The following is an 18,814-nucleotide window of genomic DNA, read 5'->3' on the forward strand; positions in this document are numbered from 1 at the left end:
TTTTTGATCGCTCACAACCACTTAGTAAACTAAGCAACCATGTCAATCTTCTGAAGCCTCCAGCGAGCGCCCACACAAATTATCTGATTATCTATTTTAAAGAGCGTGCTGACGTGTCGTTAAACTTACTTACCTTAGTAAGTTTCAAACCTTTGCTTGCGTCGTTCTCCGTGTCAGTGGGTGCGTATAATACATTCCAGAATTTTCTGTGCAACCCTTTTTAAACAAAAAAACCAATAAATGACGATTTAATCGAAATCTACTGGCTTTTTTCTTAAAAGCGCTTATTTATCGATCAATATAGATAAATACACCCATCGTTTGCACACAAAACAGACTTATCAGTGTCGGCTCTTTCACTATTGTATGCTCTGCTTAGCTTCTCGGCGTCGCTTCCATTCATAGACTACCGCCAACAAAATAGTCATTGAGATCATCACCAAACCGAGTGCATTAACCGCTGGCGTTAATCCCGTGCGCACTTTAGAAGCGATATAAACAGTCAAGGTAGTGTCGTACCCTTTCACAAATAAAGTCGTATTGTAATTTTCAAACGACTGAAGAAACGCGATCGCTGCTGCGGAAATAATCGCCGGCTTCAAATACGGCAATAAAATACGGCGAAAAGCTTGCCACTGGGTTGCCCCTAAACTCAATGCGGCATTTTCAAGCGTTCTGTCAAAACGCTGCAACCGAGCCAATACCATCAACATGACGTACGCCGCAATAAAGGTGGTTTGCGCTACTACCGTTAAAAACACACCGCCGCTCACCGATAAACCTTTCCAGAAAATCAATGTCGAAATCCCAACGATCACCCCAGGCGTTAACAGGGGTGACATCATCAAAGAATAAATAAAGGTTTTGCCCTTCCCTTGTACGGTCGATAGAAACAGCGCACAACAAATACCAATCGGTACGGCAACAACAAGCACGCCTGCTGCAACAACGATACTCGTCCACAACGCCGTCCACATAGCGCCATCTTCCGCCAAGGCAGCAAACCATTTTAACGTGGCGCCTTTCCAAGGGGATACGGTTGGAAATCGGCTATCATTAAAAGTCGCCAATCCCATAATAATCAGCGGTGTAAACAGGTACAAAAAGAAAACGCCTATATAAAAGCGCACACCCCAACGCATGATGGTGTCAGATTTCATTTGGCAATGTCTCCCAAACCTACTTTAAAGACGCGCATGACCAACGCGATAAAACCAATACACATTAATAACAAAATAAAAGCGTACGCTGCACCTTGGTTCCAATCGCCCCCTTCAAAAAACCAGTTATAAATGATTTGGGTAAACCAACGACTGCCCGGTGAGCCCAACAAGGCCGGCACCGCGTAACTGCCTGCGGCCAACATAAAAGTCATCACACACCCTGTGGCGATACCGGGTTTAGCGTGAGGGATGATCACTCGCCAATGAGTGCGAATCCAACCCGCGCCTAAGTTACGAGCGGCTTTGATTTGGTTGGTGTCTAAACTTTCGATGGCGTTGTAAATGGGAAAAATCATAAACAAAATGTAGGCGTACACCATACCGATCAGCACCCCACCGTCACCCGATAAAAAACGCACCGGACGATCAATAATCCCCAGCCCAAGCAACAATGCATTCAACGGCCCCTTGTAGGCTAAAATGATGTACCAAGAAAAGGTGCGCAGTATTTCATTGATCCAAAAAGGAATAACCAGCAACAACAAGCACAGCGCCGCTTTTTGAGGCGTCGCTACTTTTGCCAAATAAAAAGCAATGGGGTAACTGACTAACAAGGTAATCGTAGTAACTAGGACGCTCGACCAGATGGTTTTGAAGAAGATTTTCAGATGTATTTGGTTATTAAACAGGGTTTCGTAGTTGGTCAGCGAGTAAGTGTCTTTTGGCCCACCTATGTCGGCTGGTAATAAGTTGGGGCGAAACGAATAATCGACCATCAGAAGCTGCGGTAAAATCACCATGCCCACCAGCCAAATCGCAATCATGCCGACAATGCCAACCGCTAAGCCACTGCCGAAGCGCGCTTTAAGTTGACTAAACATGATCGTCTCCCGCAATGACAATGGCATCTTCTTCTTTATAAGACAAACTTACCGCAGCGCCCTTTTTCAACGCTTCAGAGAACTGGTGTGTTCCTAACTGAATCGACAGAGTCTGATCGGTCGAAGTGTTGGCGTTTAGGGTCAAATACGCGCCTTCAAAGTTCACTTCCTCAATGATCGCCTGCAAGGTGTGCATGCCGTTTTCAGCCTGCAAACGAAAATGTTCTGGACGAATGAACACAGTCGCTTCATCACCCAACTGCAATCGCCCTTGAGTTCGACCTTTTAATGCTCCCAATGGACCACAATCCAAAGTGGTCAGTGTGTCATTTGTTTCTGTGACCTTACCCCGTATACCGTTGTTTTCACCTACAAAAGACGCCACAAACGCCGTATGGGGATCACGGTATAAGGTAATAGGATCAGCTACTTGTTGGATTTTACCCGCTGACATCACGGCGACGCGATCCGACATGGTCAAGGCTTCCCCTTGATCGTGGGTAATATAGATAAAAGTAATGCCGGTTTTACGTTGAATCTCTTTTAACTCGGTGCGCATATGCTGACGCAGTTTAAGATCCAGCGCTGACAGAGGCTCATCTAATAACAAAACCTGCGGCTCAACCGCCAACGCCCGCGCAATGGCGATACGCTGCTTTTGCCCACCCGATAATTCCGATATCTTTTTGTCAGCACTGCCTTGTAATGCAACCAGTTCCAATAATCGGTCAGAGGCTTTTTTTCGCTCACTTTTCGAAACACCGCGTACTTCGAGGCCAAATTCAATGTTTTCGGCGACGGTCATTAATGGAAACAGGGCGAGGTTTTGAAAAATCATCGAGGTAGGACGTTTATTCGCCGGCACAGCGTGCATGCTTTGCCCACCAATTTTAATATCGCCTTTTGTTGGGTCTAAAAAACCGCTGATCATGTTTAAAATCGTGGTTTTACCGCAACCAGAGGGCCCTAAGAAACTAAAAAACTCACCCGATTCTATTTTTAGATCGGTTTTTTGTATGGCGGTGAAGTCACCAAACTGCATGATAATGTTATCTAGGTGAACACTGCTGTCCATGCTTCTCTCGCTTATTATTTGATAAAAGAATGTGATACAAAAAAGCCCCTAGCAACAAAAAAATCGCAAGGGGCTTTTTTCGTTACGCTGACAAATAGCGATCTTGATATTCGTTACGCAGTGCCACGTACCAAGGTTCTTGAATTGGCCACCACCACAGATTCGCCAAATCTTGTTCGCGGTAAGAATCTTGAAAGAACTGCTTGGTTTCGGCTGGCAACAAAGCATCGGCGCCTTTGGCGGTTGAGTTGTAACCGGTTGCTTTTACGAACATGGCGCCAGACTCTGGCGTGTAATACCAATTAATGAATTCATATACTGAATCCACATTGTTGGCATTTTTCGGGATAACAAAGCCTTCCATCCACGCCAGCGCCCCTTCTTTTGGTGCGCCATAAGCGATAAGCTCGCCTTCCGATTTAAGTCTAAATGCCGTGCTGTCCCACGTTTGGCCAATAATCGCGCCATTGGTTCTGAACGCGCCCTGTGCTTCGTTTTCAGTCGACCAGAATTGCGCAATGGCGCTCTTATGCTCTGCCGCGACTTTTAAGATCACTTCGAAATTTGCCCGCATGGCTTTTTCGTTTTTGTAGGAATCCAGTAATGGGAAAGGTAACTTGCCGGCTTTTTCTAGCCACAAACCGATGCCCACGAGCGCTGAATGACCACGAACCGTCACGCCGCCTGCGTTTTCAGGCAACCATAAATCGCCATAACTTATGTTTTTAGGGTCTACTTTGGCGTAATCGGTATGGTACGCAATCGCCTCTGTTCCCCAATCAGAGGGCGCAAAATACCGTTTACCGTTGACCACGCCACCCACTTCGGATCCCGCTACCGCACTGTCTAAACACCCATTCCAATTAATGCGTTTCACATCCAGCGGTTGCACTAATTCGTAGTCCACATAGCCCGGTACACGGTCAACCGTTGGCATAATGATGTCAAAGCCCGTGCCGTCAGTGGCACGCAAGGAATTCATCAATTCATCGTTCGTACCGTACGGCGTAAACGTGGCATTGATACCGGTTTTGGCTTTAAAGTCGGCCAGCATTTCATCGGTAATGTAGCCCGCCCACGCGTATATACGCAGTTCTTTGTTTGCCGCAATGGCGCTATTCATAGCAAATGGGGTCGCGGCGACCGCCCCCGCGACAGAAGCGCCTTTCACAAATTGGCGACGAGAAATAGTCATTCTTAAACTCCTACAGATTGATATCAGTCTGACAATGTCATGGAAAGGCGTGACGACGCCCAGAGCACAAAGTAATTAAACGCACGTTTAATAACGTTTTTACTTTAATACAAAATAGTGACGAAAAAGTGACCATGAAAGCTTTTTTTCCAAATAGTCAGGATTAATGCAATGAAAGACGTAAACAGTCAATACAATGACGTTTTTGGCCTTCCTCTTTCCTGCAAAAGTAAACGTTTGAGTGTTTTCTAATACTGAGCTGTCACATTTTTGTCACATGCTCAGATTAAGGTAGCGTCAATACTCTTATTGTAAAAACAACAGCAGGTTTCCGATTGAAAATATCTCATGTCACACGAACTACAACGATAAGTTATCTCGTCATTGCCGCCATGCTCATTGCCTTGTTACTTTGGAGCTTGATGACGTTTCGCAACGCTTTTGAACAAAGTCACACCTATACAAAGGTCTGGGAGCAATCATCCGTTACGCTGAAACAACAGATTGAAACCTATTTATCTTCTGGAGAAGCATCACTCTTAATTCCCACCCAAGAATTTATTGAACAAGACATTCGCACCACACTAGCGACGCTGCCAGATGACGTCAAAAAACCTATTAATGAACAACTTACTTTAATTGAAGGGAGTCTTAAATCAGACATAAGAGCCGCGGGCAAGTTATCGGGGGCCCCTTACGCTCTTATAGAAAACAATGCACTTCAAATGCGCCTGTCGCTGGATAATCTGAACGACAAAGTTCAGCAATTTCAGGCGAAGAATGGCTTGGTAGCCGCCGCCCCCTATTTAGCTGCGGAGGCAAAACTGTACGTAGGATTAGCACAATTAGACACCGTTAAAAATGCGTATTTAGGAACCAGTACCGATGGCAACCGAGTGCTACTAGAACGCACTATCGCTACCTTTCAATCTCATCTTGCCGACCTAAACGCGCTGCCTATTCTCAACCTTAACGTCAAAAAAACGAACCACACCAACAATGACCTGTCCACCATGATGGGATGGGCAACCGAAAATGATGACGATTTATTAGACCCTCTGGAAGAGGTGAAAAATGAATTACATAGCTGGTCTATTCGATACTTGAAAGACGTCGACACAAGCCTAAACACTGTTCAGCAAGCTCAATTAGCACAAACAAAAATACGGGTGCTCATCCGCCAGCTGGAAGATATCGTAAAAGCGGGCAGCCTAGACATTCAGACCAACGCAAAAGTAACTCAACAACAGACGCTTTTGGCTTTTTCAGGGTTTGTCATTCTGATGATTTTAACTACGATACTTGTCCATATATTTCAAAATAACGTCGTTGTAAAGAGCGCAAAAGAACTGTACACCGCGGTTAAAGAGCTGGTAGAGCACCAAAATATTCATACTCTAAAGGTAGGTAATAATAAAAATGAGCTGTCTGACGTGGCGCATTATTTAAACCGCTATTTGGAGCAAATCGCCGTTCAACGACAACAAAGAGACACCGAGTTAAGTAATATTTCAGTCTCGCTTAACGACATGCTTAATGCCTTCAGCCAAGTTCACGAACTGAGCACTGCTTCGAATAGAGAGCTTGATCATACCCTTGATAGATCAAAGCAAATTGAAGTGCTCGCTAACAAGGCAGAAGTAAGAGCACGTGAAGTAGAAACTTATGCCCGAGAAACCAATATCGCCATGACTTACAGTGTTGAGCAAGCCGCCTCTTTGGATCTTGCCAACCAAACCACCATAGATCGTTTGATTCATAGCCAAAGCGCCTTGTTGAACTTAGAAAGCTCTGTGTCCAGCGCCTCTTCTATTGTGGGAGGTATAAAAGACATATCCGAGCAAACCAATTTACTCGCTCTAAACGCCGCCATTGAAGCCGCGCGCGCTGGGGAACACGGTCGAGGATTCGCTGTGGTCGCGTCGGAAGTCAGAAACCTATCCAGCCGCACCCAACAATCCTTAGAAGAAATCACCCACATATTTTCCCGCCTTACTTCCGCTACGGGGCAACTTAAGCAAAATCTGACGCTCATCGAAAACGCGTCTACTGAACAAATAAGCCTAACCCGAGCATTAGGTGAGTCTGCACAAGACATTCTTGAGAAATCTAAGCAGTCTAGCCATTTAGCGCAAAAAGCGACTGGCTATGCCGCCGAACAAAAAATGGGGATGAATCAACTTAACCAAACGGTGGTGAAAGTAAAACAACAGGCCAATGAATCTGAAGCCTTCATGACCAGCGTCACTCATACTATTCAGCAGAAAATCCAAGACATCACCACAACCTTGGGGATCAAATAACCCGTTGTTGTAAAAGCAAAAGCAAAAGCACAACTACAGACACAAAAAATCCAGCCGAAGCTGGATTTTTATGATCAAGACCTAGGCCATGAATCCATTAAAACGTTAAGTGTCTAAAACAAAACACGCGCTTTCACAGTGCCTTCTACTTCGCGTACTTTTTCAAGTGCAAGCTCGCCTTCTTCCGCGTCAACGTCCATCACCATGTAACCTAACTTCTCCGTGGTACGAAGGTATTGACCAGTGATGTTAATATTGTGCTCAGAGAAAATAGCGTTGATTTTAGACAACACACCAGGGCGGTTTTCATGGATGTGAAGAATACGATGATTGTCAGCTTGTGCCGGCAAAGCCACTTCTGGGAAGTTAACCGCGGCGGTTGTGGTGCCTACATCCGAGTATTTAATCAATTTTTCAGCCACTTCAACGCCAATGTTTTCTTGCGCTTCCATGGTGCTGCCGCCAATGTGAGGCGTTAGAATCACATTATCCAAGCCACGTAATGGCGAGATAAACTCTTCGTCGTTACCTTTTGGCTCAACAGGGAAAACATCTACCGCAGCGCCACCTAAATCTCCCGACTTAAGCGCTTCTGCCACGGCATCTAAATCCGCAACAGTACCGCGCGATGCGTTAATGAAGATAGAGCCCTTCTTCATTTGAGACACTTCTTTCGCACCGATCATCAACTTAGTTGAATGAGTTTCCGGCACATGCAAACTGATAATATCACTGGTAGAAAGTAATTCTTTTAGACTCTTGATCTGGCGCGCATTCCCTAATGGCAACTTTGTTACTATGTCGTAAAAACATACTTCCATGCCTAACGATTCAGCCAATACACTGAGCTGTGTACCTATGCTGCCGTAACCAATAATACCTAAACGCTTACCGCGTGTTTCAAAAGACCCTGCAGCCGATTTGATCCAACCACCACGATGACAAGCGGCGTTTTTCGCGGGAATACCGCGAAGTAATAAGATCAATTGACCAAGCACAAGTTCAGCCACGCTGCGGGTGTTTGAGTAAGGGGCATTGAAGACAACAATGCCTTTCTCACTCGCGGCATCGAGATCAACTTGATTTGTACCAATACAGAAACAACCAATGGCAACCAATCGATTGGCGTGTTCTAACACGTTTGCCGTTAGCTGAGTGCGGGATCGAATACCGATAAAATGCGCATCGGCGATTTTCTCGATCAACTCATCTTCCGCCAAGGCGGTTTTATGGTACTCAATGTTGCTGTAACCGGCTTCTTGCAAGGCATCCAATGCTGATTGATGAACGCCTTCTAATAACAAGATTTTAATTTTGTCTTTGTCTAGAGAGTTATTACTCATGGCTCGATTGACTTCTCTGTTTTATGGTGGGGGAAAAAGTACATCTATATTAACACAAAATGATGCTCAACCTAACGCCAGCAAAGGAATGTCATTCATTATGACAGGAGCAAAACTCATAACAAACGCTAGGGTAATTCATCTATTGTGGGCACTCAACACGAGACCCTACGTTGTAAATACACGCCTGTTTCCACATGATGCGTATACGGGAACTGATCAAACATGGCATAACGAACCACATCATGCGTGCTTGATAACGCTTCTAAGTTGGCTTTTAAGGTTTCTGGGTTGCAGGAAATATACAAGATAGCGTCGATTTTACGCACTAGCTCTACCGTCGCATCGTCTAATCCTGCCCGTGGCGGATCGACCAATACCACAGACGGCGACAACTCACTCACACCCGCTTGCAGCAAACTCTTTGGCAATTCAGTATCCCCATTCAGCGCTGCCGATACATCTTCACTGGCCATTTTCACCACTTGGACATTATCCATGCCATTCATGGCGATATTAAGTTGCGCTGAGTTTACCGAAACTTTCGATATTTCTGTTGCCACAACGCGATCAAATTGACGCGCCAAAGGAATGGAAAAATTGCCGTTCCCGCAATACATTTCCAGCAAATCACCAGAAGCGTCTTTTGTCACGTCCAACGCCCATTCGAGCATTTTTTCACTGATGCCCGCGTTAGGCTGAGTGAAGCTATTTTCGACTTGTTGATAATGAAATTTTTGACCGTGAACGGTGAGAGTTTCCATGACAAAGTCACGGGTTAAAATTTGCTTTTTCTTTCGGCTACGGCCAATGAAATGACACACCGGAAAAGCTTTATTTAATGCTTGCGCCGCCGCGTTCCATTCGTCATCGATGGGCTTGTGGTACAGCAGACTAATAAGGGCTTCGCCAGTGGTGGTGGTTAAAAAATCCACCTGAAAGAGCTTATGGCGCAAGATCGGGTTATCGCGCACCGCGTCGAGTAGTTGTGGCATCAGCTCATTAATCAAGGTTGACGCGGCTAAAAATTGATCGGTACGGATCGGAGTTCTAGGGTCAGCTGAATCAAACATGGCGTAAAATAAGTCATCGCCATCATGCCAGATACGAAACTCAGCGCGCATACGGTAATAGGACGGCTCACTCGCATACACTTCCATCTCAGGCAATGACAAGGTTGCCATCAATTTGGCAAGGTCAGACTGCTTGTCGCGCAGCTGCTTTTCATACATTTCTGGTTGGATTTGATCCGGTCTCATGACGTATTCTCTTGGGAGCGATAGATTGGTACTGATAAAAGCCGATGTGATCAATACACATTAATCAGTATCTGGCGTCGCATTATACGAGTTCCCTACCGACAAATCTAATACGCACACGCAAATCGAAACAGGATAGCTCGTTAATTGACATACTCGGGGCCAAGCAAAATCACCAACGACAAAGTAAGTGAAAATTTACCAGCATAATCGTCTTCTGCGTCGTGGGTATATTGTGGTTTCACTTGACCAATTAGCCATTTTTTGTACAGCAAACGCTCGTATTGTATGTTGTATAGAAAACTGTCTGGCTCGAGTGAATACGCGCCAGATTGCAAAAAACTTAATTGATAGGCAAGGCGGTTTTTATCATCGAGCCGATGCTGAATAATAAGGTTTTCACGCCCGTAAAACAGCCCTTCCTTATCGAGCCAAGTGACGCCAAAATCGGTACTGTAGTTCAAATTAGGCCGCGCCGTGTAGCTCAATCCCACGCCGTAACGCGCCCCAACCCCTTTGGAATAATAAGCAAACACTTCTTGATTCTGTCGCCAGTGCCATGGCCCTTGCTCTTCTTCTTGCTTAAAACGAAGTCGTAAAAATGGATCCAGAGGAAAATTGACCCTTACCCCGGCATCCACATCCAAACCAAGATCTTCCTTAATGTAACGAACGGCGGTCGTAATACTCGATTGCAGCGCCGAATCCACGACGCCCTGCTGCTGCTGAGATTCCCCTTGCAGACTTTCAGGCGCCAACGAGCTTGCTTCAGACTCGATCACCAAACGTAATCGATCTTGGGTATTCGGCAGCTTTAGTTGCGCGTTAAAATCAAAGAAACTGGCTCTGGCACCGTCTCCTAATACCGAGCCAAAACGAACATTAAAACGACTGTTTAAATAGCGTTCGGGTGGGGGCGAACTGGACTCACCCGACAAAAAGACGTCGATATTCGTGGCCCAACTGCCTATCGTTTTAGACATATCTTCGTGGGAGGTTAGCCACCACGACGCATCGTCTGTAATTAAATCACGCTGCTCTTCACGTAAGCCTTGCGCTGAAACAGTATCTGGCGCCGCCAAAACAGGTAAAGAACAACAAGCAAGAACACAGACCACTCCCCATTGCTCTTGTCGTCGCACCATGCGCTAGTTATCCTTGAGCATTTGCTGAATCATCAATGACGAGTTTTCAGCCGCCACGGAGAGATACTCTTCGAAGCTTTGAGGTGACGCTTTACCGGCAATATCAGACAAAGACCGAACAATCACAAACGGCGTTTCAAATTTAAAACACACCTGCGCCACCGCCGCCGCTTCCATTTCCACCGCGAGCAACGCCGGAAACGTCACACGCACCGTTTCCACTCGAACCGGGTCGTTCATAAAACTGTCACCCGTGCCAATCAATCCCGTTTTCGCTTGTACTTTGGCTACCGTTTTTACCGCGTCCTTGGCTTTTTGAACCAGACCCGCATCCGCCACAAATGTCGCAGGCATATTCGGAACTTGACCCATCACATAACCAAACGCCGTCACGTCAACATCGTGGTGCAGCACTTCATCGGAGATCACCACATCACCCACATTTAAGTCGGTATCATAGCCGCCAGCCGAGCCGATATTAATCACATAGTCGGGGGTAAATTGCGACAGTAACAAGGTCGTCGATACCGCCGCATTGACTTTACCAATGCCCGATTTCAGCAACACCACGTCTTTACCTTCAAACTGTCCCACGTAAAACTCACAGCCCGCGATCGTTTGCTCACGCACTTGTGTCATCCACGCCTTAATGACGGCAACTTCTTCGTCCATGGCTCCGATCAGTCCGATTACGCTCATGTATTGCTCCTAAAATCTGGTTAGTCGTTTAATGGTGATAATAGTGATTGAGTAAAACGCTGTATTTGTTCGCTCGAATACGGCATGTTCATCTCAAAAAGAGTGACATTATCTGGCATTTCAGGCCATTTTTGCAGCGAAAAAAAACGCACTTTAGGGAAGTCCGCCTGAATTAACCGCAAACGATCCGCAGGTTGAGGCTCCAACAGTACCACGATCACTTCAGTGCGATAGGACAATACGGCGTCATAGTTGTGCAGATCCGCCAGCCATTGTGTGGCGACGTGGTATTTTTCAAGTGCCGTAAACCAAATAGCTTTACTGACTCGGCTGCCCCCAACCATTAGCCAAGCGGCTTGTTGCTCATGCGTATAAGTAAATTCGATGGGCGATAATGCACAAGCTTTGAGCAACACTTGATGCAGATTATAATCAAAAAAGCACCCTCGCAGCGTAAATACGCTTGAGTCTGGTTCCGCAAGCGACGTTTGATTAAGCCAAACAATCGGCAAATGATCTCGCTGCTGCTTGAGTTTAAGCACTTGTGTCATGTCCTGTTGTGCCTCTATCTCGTGATCGCAACCAATGAGCACTGCGTCATACTTAATGAGGGTGTTAGATTGCGTAAAAAAACGATTGGTCGACGCATAGGTTTTGACACTCACCCCCAGTCGTTTAAGTGTTTCTTCTATAACATCGCTGTAAGGATAGTCGTTTACCACCCAAGCGACGACTTGATCAGCCATCAACTCACACGGTGACTCACACGGCAACGCCGAAGACAGGATTGGCTTAATCACAAGATTCAGCTGTAGCGCATTGTTTTGTAATGTTTTTTGCTGTCCGTTTAATGACTCAAGTAAGGTTCGCACCATCCAAGCAAAAAGAGGCCTAGACGCCATGTCATTCGTCACGACAATGTCCAATTCGTCGCCGTCAAAATGCATGGTTAAATGACGTTCAGCCATATCATTGGACATCGCCATCATTAATAACACACGAACTAACGCGCTGATGCTCGCGCTGGACGCCACTAATGTCTGCCCCGTTGCCACAGAGCAATCCAGCTGCACCCTGTTCGCTTCTTCGCCCATTGCGGCCATAACACGCTCACTTTCTTGGCGTAAAATCGCACCTATCGGCACACCGCTCCCGTCATTTTGCTCATTAGCGATGTCTTCAAACACCGATAGTAACAAGGTGAGCCAGCCTTGCAGGCGGCCGGAGTGAATAACATGAGGCCATTGTGCAAGATACCTAAGCTCATTCAGCATCGCTTCGGTGTCGACCCTTTTCATCACCGACGAAGACAACGGCTGCAGCTGCTTAAGTTGCCACGTTAGGCTAGTCTCCTGTGTTATATTACGACCAACAAACAAAACGCTGCGGAAGTTTTTTTCATTTTTAAACGAGTACGCTTGCCACTGATAAATGCGACCCAGTGCATTTATAGTGAGGTTAAATACCACACCAACATCGCCCTTCAAAGCATCTTGAATGGCTTGATGACAAGAAATTGGCATGAAATCAAACAAGGTTCGAGCTTTAGCATAATCAGGAAAGAGATGTTGTGCATCGGTGTTCATCAACTCTATTTCTGCGACTTCATTGCAAAACATAATGGCACTGTGTGTGGACTCTGACAGTAATGAAAAACGTTGCTCTTTGGTCCGAATAGAAGATAAATAATGATGGCTTTGCTGTTGGATCGGTTGCCACTCGCGGTACAGCGGCACACTGCTGTCATGTTTAAATGCCATGGTTTCAAGGGGCTGAAAGATTAAGAGTCGAATGTAACGAGAAAGTAGCCAATAAAAGCCCAGCAGTAAGCAGGCAATGGTCAAAATGAGTGGCATTGCATTAAACAAAAACACAGAGGACACCGAGTGCACTTGACTAATGTCCAGCTGTAAATCGCCCTGAATAGCAGACACCAAAGGCAAGCTCGATGTTAATAGCGCTCCAGAGACATCAACACCCGCTTTTTGCTCTTTCAGCAGCACACTCTTATGAGTTTTATCATAAATTTGCACAGTACTAACCTGCGCGCTGGATAACATTTCGTTGGCTAAGGTTAAATTGTCATTGAGCGAAATAAAGCCATACAAAAAGCCGAGACTTTTTTGCTCGATGGATAACAGCTTGGTTTTTACCATCAACAAAGTGGCACCATCTTGAGTCACTACCGAGGTCCATCGATTGAATAAACCAAACTTCAAAACGGAACGAAAATCAATCGTTGTAAACAAACGCGCCCTAGGATCCGTAGACTGAGTGCCGTTTGCCCATTCAATAAAAAAGAAATCCAAGCCACCAAAAAGCAACACCTCATGCTGACTGAACAAAACATCCAGCTCCCTACCCGCTACAGAATGGCTCGACGAAAGGTTCTGACCAATAAATTTCATTTCATCTTCAGCGCGAGCTAGATACCCATTTAAAGACTGCTGCACCACTTGGTGTTTTAAAAGGATGTTTTTCTGCAGCGCCAGCGTATTCTGCGCCTGCGTAAAATACAGGATGGCTAAAGCAATCGCCGCAAACGCCACGCACAATAGAATGATGAGTGTGTGCAACACACGACGCTGCAAACTCACCGTTGCTAAGGCCATAATTGCACCGAATAATGATAGGCCTGCTGGACCATTAACCGCACACTTTCCACATCCAACTCAGCGGGCATGAGCTTCGTATCGGCCACATAGAGATTTGGCCTGTTTCGTCCTTCAAGATCCAACTTAATGGCTTCTGCCAATGCAATGGCTAGGTCATCTTTCATGAAAAGCACACTGACCTTAACACGATGCGGGCTCAAATTTGTCACACTATCTGGCGGGATTCCCCACGCATTAGTTTGCACATGTCGGTCTGAAAAGTGGGCTTGCAGCGCCGCGACAACACCGTCTGAAATATTTTGAGAACAGCTAAAAATAAAATCGGTGGGGCGCTCATTTAGCAAGACCCGAACGGCGTCAAACGCCTTGTCTGAATTGTCTGCCACGACCTGAATGCGGCTCACAGGGCGATCAAACCTTACCATTTCATCAAGAAACACATCGCAACGCTGATTACCTAAATACCCATCAGGCAAAACCAAGGCCGATATGTCTATTCCGGCTGGTAACTGGCGATTAAGATAACTGGCCAACATGGTCGCGGCTTTTTCTTGGTCAAAACCAACATACATCAACGGTGGACGATTTACCCAATGGGTTAACGGCGAAGCGAAGTCATACAAGATCACTTTTGATTTGCCCGAACGCAAAAAACGCTCGACAAAACGACGCTGTATAACACCAAACTGAGTGATAATAATATAATCTGGCTGAGCCTCGACTATTTTAGAATAGGGCGTCAGATCCGTGCCGCGCAAAGACGTGTCACTGTAGACATCGAGCCGATAATCCACCTCTAACTCTCGCATTCGTTTTCTAAACGTGGTGAGCAGCGCTCTGTTTTCTAACGTACCCTCTTCACCAAATAACATTAAGGCAACGCGCACCGCACGCTTTTGAGTCACCCGAATAGGGTCTGGAGGGGAGTTAAGCAAGGAGGTAAACTGCTCTGCTAACGGTCCTTGCTGTGGCAGCATGCGATAAAAATCATGGCTATCCATTAGGTCCAACATCATATTCTCCGCACGTACAGACGCAGCAGAGCCTATAAAAGTAAGCCACATGACAAAAACAACAAACATTCTCATTACTGAGTCCAGCCAATGCGATAGAAAAAACATTCTACCAAACTACCGAACTTTGGCGACGATCGAAACAAGAAAATACACATCAGCGTAAATATGTCACAAAAGAAAAGACGGAATTTCAGGCAAAAAAAAGCTGACATAATGTCAGCTTTTTTTAATTTGGTGCGGAAGGAGAGACTCGAACTCTCACGCCGTGAAGCACTGGAACCTAAATCCAGCGTGTCTACCAATTCCACCACTCCCGCAAGGAATGGCGAGCATTATAGGCAATTGAATAACGCGGTCAATCGTTTTTTTGATTTTTTATTAAAAAAACTGAAAATACCGTCATTGCCTTACCCTGCTGCCATAACAATCGTTGTCTTGTGCTTAGAAAACAGTGTCTTGTGCTTAGAAAACACGCCCGCCTGCGTATTCGCCGCGCTCGTAACGTACCGCCATCTCTTCAAGATCCATAGTATGAATACGAGACGCCTGACCCGCACAACCAAAGGCTTCGTAGCGATCAATACACACCGCTTTCATCGCCTTGATACTTTCCGTTAAATATTTACGTGGGTCAAAGTTGCCTTTGTGCTCGGCCAAACTACGGCGAATCGCGCCCGTTGCCGCCAAACGTAAATCCGTATCAATGTTCACTTTACGCACACCGTAACGAATCGCTTTCACAATCTCTTCCACTGGCACACCGTAAGTTTCTGGGATTTCACCGCCAAATTCGTTGATGATTTTTAACCAATCTTGTGGCACAGAAGAAGAGCCGTGCAATACAATATGGGTGTTTGGCAAGAGCTCCACGATTTTCGCGATACGCTCAATGTCCAAAATATCGCCCGTCGGTGGACGCGTAAACTTGTACGCACCATGACTGGTGCCAATGGCCACAGCCAAAGCATCGATACCGGTTGCGTTCACAAAGTCCACCGCTTCTTGTGGGTCGGTCAGCATTTGATCCATGGTCAAAATGCCTGCGGCCCCTACGCCGTCTTCTTCGCCCGCCTCACCGGTTTCAAGCGAACCCAATACACCCAGTTCGCCTTCCACAGACACACCGCAAGCGTGTGCAAACTCAACGGTACGACGCGTCACATCCACATTGTAATCATAGCTTGCAGGGGTTTTGCCATCCGCCATCAAAGAACCATCCATCATAACGGATGAAAAGCCCAATTGAATTGAACGCTGGCAGATCGCCGGTGACGTACCATGATCTTGGTGCATCACCACAGGAATGTGGGGATAATCTTCAATTGCAGCGGCAATAAGGTGACGCAAAAAGTGCGAGCCGGCGTACTGACGAGCGCCCGCAGACGCCTGCATAATCACTGGCGAATTCACTTCATGAGCCGCTTCCATGATGGCTTTTACTTGCTCCATGTTATTCACATTAAAAGCAGGCAAACCATAGCTGTGTTCAGCAGCATGATCCAACAGTTGACGCATACTAATTAAAGGCATAAAAGTTTCCTCTGACAATTTGTCTTGTTTTTTATGTATAACGGATTAAAGGGCGCTTAATGCGCCATTTAATATTTTTTATCATAGCGCTGATCAAGTCAGGCTATGTGGCTTACGCCTTATCGTTATTGTCATCTTCGACTCGCGCCGAACAGGTCACTCTCTAGTTTTATACTCGTAAGCTCGCTTTTATGCTCAGGTATGGCACGAAAACGAACTTATGACGTTGGCTTACGCCTTATTATTTAGAACGATCTTTGCCATTCTTTGATACTAATTTTGCGCGCGTGACTCCAACATCGCAACCGCTGGAAGCACTTTTCCTTCAACAAATTCTAAAAATGCACCACCGCCGGTCGAAATATACGAAATTTTGTCGGCCAAACCGTACTTATCAATCGCGGCCAACGTATCACCGCCTCCCGCAACAGAGAAGGCATCGCTGTCGGCAATCGCTTGTGCGACCACTTCAGTGCCTTTGGAAAAATTATCAAACTCAAACACACCACATGGACCGTTCCATAGGATGGTTTTTGCCCCTTTTAATATGTCCGCAAGCGCTTGAGCAGAATCTGGGCCTAAGTCCATGATTTCTTCGTTGTCTGCTACTTGGTCTACCGGTTTAACCGTCGCAATCGCGGTCTCAGAAAACTCAGTCCCCACACGAACATCAGTGACTTCAGGAATGTCCAACTCTGCCATGAGTTTCTGGGCTTGAGGAATCAAGTCTTTTTCATACAACGACTGGCCCACATTAAAGCCACGCGCCGCAACGAAGGTGTTGGAAATACCACCACCCACAATGAGTTGATCGCAAATCTTAGACAACGATTCTAGCACCGTCAGTTTGGTCGACACTTTTGAGCCACCAACAATTGCCACCAAAGGACGAGCTGGGTTGTCTAATGCTTTACCAAGTGCTTCCAGTTCTGCGGCCAACAAAGGGCCAGCGCAAGCGATCGGTGCGAATTTCGCAACGCCGTGAGTTGACGCATGAGCACGGTGAGCGGTACCAAATGCATCCATAACGAAAACATCGCACAACGCCGCCATTTTTTTAGACAAGGTTTCATCGTCTTTTTTCTCGCCAACATTGAAACGAACGTTTTCAACCAAAACAAGGTGACCCGCTTCGACCTCAACACCGTCCAACCAATCTTTTACCAAAGGAACGTCTTGCCCTAGCAAGCCAGCAAGATGGGTTGCCACAGGCTGAAGAGAGAACGCTTCTTCGTACTGACCTTCTGTTGGGCGACCAAGATGAGACATCACCATGACTTTCGCGCCAGCGGCCAATGCCAATTGAATCGTCGGTAACGCAGCACGAATACGTGCATCGCTGGTAATTTTGCCGTCTTTTACCGGAACGTTTAAATCTTCTCGAATCAACACGCGTTTATTGGTTAAATCAAGATCTGTCATATTAATTACTGTCATGTACGATACCCTCGTCGTTTAACGTTCCAATGTACTAATCTAATTTTTTTGTTCTATCACATCAGCCCAATGTGTGGCCACGTCTAACATTCTGTTGGCGTAGCCCCATTCATTATCAAACCAACACAGCAACTTCACCATGCGTCTGTCGATCACTTGCGTTTGAGTGCTGTCGATAACCACCGAGCGCGGGTCATGATTGAAGTCCACAGACGCGTGCGCTTCTTTCGTGAAGCCCATTAATCCCGTGTATTTCGTATTGGCCGCGCGCTCTAATTGTTCGTTTATTTGCTCGGCGGTCACATCTTGCTCGGTGCGTAAAACCAAGTCAATCACCGAGACATTCAAGGTCGGCACGCGTACCGCGTTACAACCCATTTTGCCTTCAAGCTCTGGCATCATACGAGTAATACCTTTCGCCAAACCGGTATCTACCGGAATAATGGAGCTCAGCGCGGCGCGCGTTAAGCGCAAATCTTTTGTGTGATAACCATCTATCACAGGTTGATCGTTCATCGCAGAATGAATGGTTTGACTCATACCATGCACCACGCCGGAAAACTGTTTAATAATGTCCAACACAGGAATCAGGCAATTCGTGGTACAGGATGCCGCCGAGACAATATCATGATGTGGCTGGATATCCTGATGATTAAAACCGTAGACAATCGTCGCGTCCACATCCGCCGCCGCTGGCTGGGAAAGCAGCAGCCTAGGCACACCTGCTTTTAAATACGCTTGTGCGCTGTGTCGATCAGAAAAACTCCCGGAACACTCCAACACCAAATCCAGCTTAAGAGAGGCCCAATCCAGCTCCTCTGGCGTTGCACAGGAAAAGCACAGGATCGCATCGTCACCGATGATCAGCGCATTGTCTTTTGTGGATACCGGTTTTGGAAAGCGGCCATGGGTGGTGTCATAGCGCGTTAGATAACTGATTGTCTCGATGTTGGACAATTCATTAATAGCAATCACTTGAATGTGATCGCGGTAGCCGTTTTCATAAAGCGCTCGTAATACCGAACGACCTATTCGACCATAACCATTGATAGCGACTCGCAACATATTCCCACTACTTCATCGCAAAGAAAGTGCCAAATCAGTCACCACTTTCTGCCTTAATAAAAGGAAAAAGAGACGCACAAAGCGCGTC

General features: G+C 46.2%; 14 protein-coding genes and 1 tRNA gene. 1 reads left to right on the forward strand and 14 read right to left on the reverse strand.

All coding sequences use genetic code 11. The features are described 5' to 3' along the window. Positions 1-359 precede the first annotated feature (359 nt). From FXV75_RS15390 to FXV75_RS15405, 4 genes are all read right to left on the reverse strand, one after another. Positions 360-1,160 carry an ABC transporter permease gene (locus FXV75_RS15390; protein ID WP_148834795.1) on the reverse strand — a complete coding sequence of 267 codons (801 nt, stop codon included), beginning with the start codon at positions 1,158-1,160 and terminating at the stop codon, positions 360-362. Continuing rightward, the gene (locus FXV75_RS15395; protein WP_148834797.1) at positions 1,157-2,044 is read right to left on the reverse strand and encodes an ABC transporter permease; all 888 of its coding nucleotides are present in this window, start codon (positions 2,042-2,044) and stop codon (positions 1,157-1,159) included. The genes FXV75_RS15390 and FXV75_RS15395 overlap by 4 nt, the downstream gene beginning before the upstream one ends. Beyond that, a complete protein-coding gene (locus FXV75_RS15400; RefSeq protein WP_148834799.1) occupies positions 2,037-3,119 on the reverse strand; it encodes an ABC transporter ATP-binding protein in 1,083 nt (360 codons plus the stop codon). The genes FXV75_RS15395 and FXV75_RS15400 overlap by 8 nt, the downstream gene beginning before the upstream one ends. An 82-nt stretch (positions 3,120-3,201) precedes the next feature. Continuing rightward, on the reverse strand, positions 3,202-4,314 hold the full coding sequence (locus FXV75_RS15405; RefSeq protein WP_148834801.1) for an extracellular solute-binding protein: 1,113 nt from the start codon (positions 4,312-4,314) through the stop codon (positions 3,202-3,204). Positions 4,315-4,649: 335 nt separating this feature from the next. Here FXV75_RS15405 and FXV75_RS15410 point away from each other — a divergent pair, with 335 nt between their 5' ends. Next, positions 4,650-6,617 carry a methyl-accepting chemotaxis protein gene (locus FXV75_RS15410; protein WP_262368576.1) on the forward strand — a complete coding sequence of 656 codons (1,968 nt, stop codon included), beginning with the start codon at positions 4,650-4,652 and terminating at the stop codon, positions 6,615-6,617. 113 nt (positions 6,618-6,730) lie between these two features. On the opposite strand, the gene serA is transcribed toward FXV75_RS15410, so the two are convergent. From serA to FXV75_RS15460, 10 genes are all read right to left on the reverse strand, one after another. Next, the gene (gene serA / locus FXV75_RS15415; protein ID WP_148834803.1) at positions 6,731-7,960 is read right to left on the reverse strand and encodes a phosphoglycerate dehydrogenase; all 1,230 of its coding nucleotides are present in this window, start codon (positions 7,958-7,960) and stop codon (positions 6,731-6,733) included. A 155-nt stretch (positions 7,961-8,115) separates the two neighbouring features. Then, positions 8,116-9,219: a tRNA (uridine(54)-C5)-methyltransferase TrmA gene (gene trmA, locus FXV75_RS15420; protein WP_148834805.1), complete on the reverse strand. Its 1,104-nt coding sequence runs from the start codon at positions 9,217-9,219 to the stop codon at positions 8,116-8,118. A 143-nt stretch (positions 9,220-9,362) separates the two neighbouring features. Beyond that, positions 9,363-10,364, reverse strand: coding sequence for a hypothetical protein (locus tag FXV75_RS15425; protein WP_187424906.1), 1,002 nt, complete (start codon positions 10,362-10,364; stop codon positions 9,363-9,365). A 3-nt stretch (positions 10,365-10,367) separates the two neighbouring features. Beyond that, positions 10,368-11,063, reverse strand: a complete 696-nt coding sequence (gene mtnN, locus FXV75_RS15430; RefSeq protein WP_148834807.1) for a 5'-methylthioadenosine/S-adenosylhomocysteine nucleosidase — start codon at positions 11,061-11,063, stop codon at positions 10,368-10,370. Between the two features lie 20 nt (positions 11,064-11,083). Beyond that, complete coding sequence (locus tag FXV75_RS15435; protein ID WP_148834809.1) at positions 11,084-13,675, reverse strand: hypothetical protein; 2,592 nt, start codon at positions 13,673-13,675, stop codon at positions 11,084-11,086. After that, on the reverse strand, positions 13,666-14,766 hold the full coding sequence (locus FXV75_RS15440) for a substrate-binding domain-containing protein (RefSeq protein WP_148834811.1): 1,101 nt from the start codon (positions 14,764-14,766) through the stop codon (positions 13,666-13,668). Before FXV75_RS15440 ends, FXV75_RS15435 begins: the two co-directional genes overlap by 10 nt. Before the next feature lie 160 nt (positions 14,767-14,926). Next, a tRNA-Leu gene (locus FXV75_RS15445) sits at positions 14,927-15,011 on the reverse strand. 145 nt (positions 15,012-15,156) lie between these two features. Then, complete coding sequence (fba, locus tag FXV75_RS15450) at positions 15,157-16,224, reverse strand: class II fructose-bisphosphate aldolase (protein WP_148834813.1); 1,068 nt, start codon at positions 16,222-16,224, stop codon at positions 15,157-15,159. Between the two features lie 273 nt (positions 16,225-16,497). Then, positions 16,498-17,661, reverse strand: coding sequence for a phosphoglycerate kinase (locus FXV75_RS15455; protein WP_148834815.1), 1,164 nt, complete (start codon positions 17,659-17,661; stop codon positions 16,498-16,500). 39 nt (positions 17,662-17,700) lie between these two features. After that, a complete protein-coding gene (locus tag FXV75_RS15460) occupies positions 17,701-18,726 on the reverse strand; it encodes a type I glyceraldehyde-3-phosphate dehydrogenase (protein ID WP_148834817.1) in 1,026 nt (341 codons plus the stop codon). Positions 18,727-18,814 lie beyond the last annotated feature (88 nt).

Origin of the sequence: Marinomonas sp. IMCC 4694, from assembly GCF_008122525.1 — a bacterium.
In the GTDB taxonomy this organism is placed as follows: Bacteria; Pseudomonadota; Gammaproteobacteria; order Pseudomonadales; family Marinomonadaceae; genus Marinomonas.

Excerpts from the sequence above, each read along its gene's own strand:
- FXV75_RS15390 (WP_148834795.1), bottom strand. The coding sequence starts at position 1,160 with ATGAAATCTGACACCATCATGCGTTGGGGTGTGCGCTTTTATATAGGC.
- FXV75_RS15395 (WP_148834797.1), bottom strand. The coding sequence starts at position 2,044 with ATGTTTAGTCAACTTAAAGCGCGCTTCGGCAGTGGCTTAGCGGTTGGC.
- FXV75_RS15400 (WP_148834799.1), bottom strand. The coding sequence starts at position 3,119 with ATGGACAGCAGTGTTCACCTAGATAACATTATCATGCAGTTTGGTGAC.
- FXV75_RS15405 (WP_148834801.1), bottom strand. The coding sequence starts at position 4,314 with ATGACTATTTCTCGTCGCCAATTTGTGAAAGGCGCTTCTGTCGCGGGG.
- serA (WP_148834803.1), bottom strand. The coding sequence starts at position 7,960 with ATGAGTAATAACTCTCTAGACAAAGACAAAATTAAAATCTTGTTATTA.
- trmA (WP_148834805.1), bottom strand. The coding sequence starts at position 9,219 with ATGAGACCGGATCAAATCCAACCAGAAATGTATGAAAAGCAGCTGCGC.
- FXV75_RS15425 (WP_187424906.1), bottom strand. The coding sequence starts at position 10,364 with ATGGTGCGACGACAAGAGCAATGGGGAGTGGTCTGTGTTCTTGCTTGT.
- mtnN (WP_148834807.1), bottom strand. The coding sequence starts at position 11,063 with ATGAGCGTAATCGGACTGATCGGAGCCATGGACGAAGAAGTTGCCGTC.
- FXV75_RS15435 (WP_148834809.1), bottom strand. The coding sequence starts at position 13,675 with ATGGCCTTAGCAACGGTGAGTTTGCAGCGTCGTGTGTTGCACACACTC.
- FXV75_RS15440 (WP_148834811.1), bottom strand. The coding sequence starts at position 14,766 with ATGAGAATGTTTGTTGTTTTTGTCATGTGGCTTACTTTTATAGGCTCT.
- fba (WP_148834813.1), bottom strand. The coding sequence starts at position 16,224 with ATGCCTTTAATTAGTATGCGTCAACTGTTGGATCATGCTGCTGAACAC.
- FXV75_RS15455 (WP_148834815.1), bottom strand. The coding sequence starts at position 17,661 with ATGACAGTAATTAATATGACAGATCTTGATTTAACCAATAAACGCGTG.
- FXV75_RS15460 (WP_148834817.1), bottom strand. The coding sequence starts at position 18,726 with ATGTTGCGAGTCGCTATCAATGGTTATGGTCGAATAGGTCGTTCGGTA.